This is a genomic window from Streptomyces graminilatus (assembly GCF_001418565.1).
Lineage (GTDB): Bacteria > Actinomycetota > Actinomycetes > Streptomycetales > Streptomycetaceae > Streptomyces > Streptomyces graminilatus.
The window spans coordinates 1-3,386 of the sequence record NZ_LIQQ01000457.1 but is presented as its reverse complement, the minus strand read 5'-3'; the positions used below and the strand labels follow the sequence as shown (position 1 = coordinate 3,386).

2 protein-coding genes and 1 pseudogene are annotated in these 3,386 nt (G+C 71.8%); 2 read left to right on the top strand and 1 reads right to left on the bottom strand.

Going from position 1 to position 3,386, the window contains the following annotated elements; genetic code table 11:
- A pseudogene (locus tag AOK08_RS47840) lies at positions 1-316 on the bottom strand (class I SAM-dependent methyltransferase); the annotation flags it as partial.
- Positions 317-407: 91 nt separating this feature from the next.
- Here AOK08_RS47840 and cobT point away from each other — a divergent pair.
- Positions 408-1,532: a nicotinate-nucleotide--dimethylbenzimidazole phosphoribosyltransferase gene (cobT, locus tag AOK08_RS32630; RefSeq protein WP_055532799.1), complete on the top strand. Its 1,125-nt coding sequence runs from the start codon at positions 408-410 to the stop codon at positions 1,530-1,532.
- Between the two features lie 57 nt (positions 1,533-1,589).
- Positions 1,590-3,359 (top strand): phosphatidylglycerol lysyltransferase domain-containing protein, encoded by a 1,770-nt coding sequence (locus AOK08_RS32625; RefSeq protein WP_055532797.1) that lies wholly within the window; start codon positions 1,590-1,592, stop codon positions 3,357-3,359.
- The last annotated feature ends 27 nt before the right edge of the window (positions 3,360-3,386 follow it).

Genomic DNA, 3,386 nt, shown 5'->3' with positions numbered 1-3,386 from the left:
AGGCCGGGTGGGGGACCTCGGGCAGGTCCTGGTGGTAGAAGGCGAGGCCCTCCGCCGCCAGGCGCGGGTTCTGGAAGGCGTGGGCGCAGTCGCGGCACTCGTCGACGACGAAGGTGCCCGGCCCGCGCCGCCGGTGGTCCGAGGTGCGCAGACGGGTGCGCAACCGCCGGGAACCGCACCAGGGGCAGTCCTCGCGGCGCGGTTCGTGGAACCCGTCGGCCCCGGTCTCCTGCGGGGCGGGCGCCTTGGGGGCGGGGGACATGGGCGGCTCCTGCTGAAGCGGTGCACCAGGACGGCGTACGACATTACGTGTCAAAACGTTACGTAGGGGATCGCGATCCCGGGTGCAATGACATGGCTCCAACGTGACGGCACCCTGTTCGACCGCTGCCGGTACTGTTCGGCGAATGAGCTCGCTTAATCTCGACGACTTCACCGACCTGATCGAGCGCCCCGACGGCGGTGTGCGCCGCGACGCGGAGGCGCGCCGGGAGCGCCGGATCGTGCCGCCCGGGTCGCTCGGGCGCCTCGACGAACTGGGCGAATGGCTGGCGGCGGCGCAGTCCTCCGTGCCGGTCCGGACGGTGGAACGGCCACGTGTCGTGCTGTTCGCGGGGGATCACGGGATCGCCGGGCAGGGTGTGTCGGCGCGCCCCGCCGGTACCGCCGAACGGTCCGTGCGGGCCGTGCTGGACGGCTCCAGCCCCGTCGCCGTGCTCGCCCGGCGGCTCGGTGTGCCCGTACGTGTCGTCGACATGGCGCTGGACTGCGAGCCGGACACGCTGCCCGCCGAGGTCGCGGGGCACCGGACGCGGCGCGGCAGCGGGCGGATCGACGTCGAGGACGCGCTGACCCTGGAGGAGGCGGAGGCCGCCTTCCTCGCGGGGGTCGCCGTGGCCGACGAGGAAGCCGACTCCGGTACGGATCTGGTGGTGCTCGGCGATGTGAGCGTGGGCGGGACCACGGCCGCGTCGGTGCTGGTGGCCGCGTTGTGCGGGACGGACGCGTCCGTCGTCACCGGGCGGGGCGGGCTGCCGATCGACGACCTGGCGTGGATGCGCAAGTGCGCCGCGATCCGGGACGCGCTGCGGCGGGCCCGGCCGGTGCTCGGCGACCAGTTGCAGTTGCTGGCGACGGTGGGCGGCGCCGACCTCGCCGCGATGACCGGGTTCCTGCTCCAGAGCGCGGTGCGCAAGATGCCGGTCATCCTGGACGGTGTGGTGTCGGCCGCCTGCGCGCTGGTCGGCCAGCGGGTCGCCTTCCGGGCGCCGGACTGGTGGCTGGCCGGGCACAACAGCGGGGAACCGGCCCAGGCGAAGGCGCTGGACCGGATGGCGCTGGAGCCGCTGCTCGACCACGGGGTGACCGTCGGCGAGGGGGCCGGGGCGCTGCTGGCCCTCCCCATGGTCCAGGCCGCTGCGGCACTGGCGGCGGAGCTGCCGGAGGCCCCCGAGACGCCCGACGTGACCGAAGTGCCCGAGGTGTCCAAGTCGGAGGACGCGGAGGAGCCGGAGGAACCGGAGGCCCTCTGACCACTTGAGAACGCGCGGGGGCATGTTGCGCCACATGCCCCCATATGATCGCTTTCCATGGGAGACCCCAGGCTCACGCCGACCGTTCAGCCACGTGCCAGCACCACCGCCTCGCGGCGCGCCGCCGCGTTCGCCGTCTGGTATCTACGGGTTGTCACCTTCGTCAACCTGCTCAGCGCGGTATGGGTCTCCTTCGGGAACGACGTGCGGCGGCACAACGAGGAGAACTTCTTCACGCCGTACCTGCTGACCGCCGGCTTCGCCTCCGGTGTGTTCACGATGTTCCTCGCGATCACCATGCGCCGCCGCAAGCGGGCCGCCTGGATCCTGAACATCGTGATCAGCTCGCTGTTCCTGCTGCTGTTCGCGCTCGCCATGTCCTTCGCGGACATCCGTCAGCACGCGCAGAACTGGATCTCGATCGTTCTCACGGCCGCCTTCGTCGCCTCGCTCGTCGTCGGGAAGCGGGAGTTCTACGCCAAGGGCGACCGGTCCAACCCGAAGCTCGCCGCCGCCGTCGCGGTCGGCGGTCTGCTCGTCTCCTCGCTCTTCGCCGCGCTCCTCGTCACGGTCACCAACCAGGCGCACGACAGCCACCGTTCGACGTTCCTGGAACGCTGGAGGTACGGCACGCTGCGGCTGATCTCCGTCGCCGCCGACGACTCGGGCGTGGCGGGGATCTCCACGCCCAACTGGGTCGACATCACCATCAACGTCACCAGTACGCTGCTGATCCTCGCCGTCCTCTACGCCGCCTTCCGCTCCCGCCGCGCCGTCGAGGCGCTCACCGAGGAGGACGAGGCCCGGCTGCGCGCCCTCCTCGACCGCAACGGCGACCGCGACTCCCTCGGCTACTTCGCGCTGCGCCGCGAGAAGAGCGTCGTCTGGTCCCCCACCGGCAAGGCCGCCGTCGCCTACCGCGCCCTGGGCGGGGTCTCGCTGGCCGCCGGTGATCCGATCGGCGACCCGGAGGCGTGGCCCGGCGCCATCGAACCGTGGCTCGCCGAGGCCCGCGCCCACGGCTGGATCCCGGCCGTGATGGGGGCGAGCGAGGAGGCCGGCACGGTGTACGCGCGGCACGGCCTGGACGCCCTCGAACTCGGCGACGAGGCCATCGTCGAGACCGCCGAGTTCACCCTGGAGGGGCGGGCCATGCGGACCGTCCGGCAGGCCTACAACCGGGTCAGGCGGGCCGGGTACACCGTGCGGGTCCGCCGCCACGCGGACATCCCGGCCGACGAGATGGCGTACCTCCTCCAGCGCGCCGACGACTGGCGGGACGGTGCCACCGAGCGCGGCTTCAGCATGGCGCTCGGGCGGCTCGGCGACCCGGCGGACGGGCAGTGCGTGATGCTCGAATGCTCGGACGGCGAAGGGGAGTTGAGGGCGGTGCTGTCCTTCGTGCCCTGGGGGCCGAACGGCCTCTCGCTCGACCTCATGCGGCGCGACCGCGACTCCGACAACGGACTGATGGAGTTCATGGTGATCGAACTCCTCCAGCGCGCACGGGAGATCAGGATCACTCAGGTCTCACTCAACTTCGCGATGTTCCGTTCCGTCTTCGAGCGTGGCGGGCGCATCGGCGCGGGGCCGGTGCTGCGGCTGTGGCGCTCGCTCCTCAGCTTCTTCTCCCGCTGGTGGCAGATCGAGTCGCTGTACCGCGCCAACGCGAAGTACCGGCCCATCTGGGAGCCCAGGTTCCTGCTCTTCGAGAAGAGCGCGGACCTGCCGCGCATCGGCATCGCCGCCGCGCGCGCGGAGGGCTTCCTGGAGGCGCCGGGACTGCCGAAGTGGCTGCACCGCAAGCACCTGGAGTCGAAGAGATGAGAACGGGGACGGGGATGGGGACGGGGA

What these genes read in the sequence shown, in the direction of transcription:
- cobT (WP_055532799.1), top strand. Translation starts at nt 408, where the DNA reads ATGAGCTCGCTTAATCTCGACGACTTCACCGACCTGATCGAGCGCCCC.
- AOK08_RS32625 (WP_055532797.1), top strand. Translation starts at nt 1,590, where the DNA reads ATGGGAGACCCCAGGCTCACGCCGACCGTTCAGCCACGTGCCAGCACC.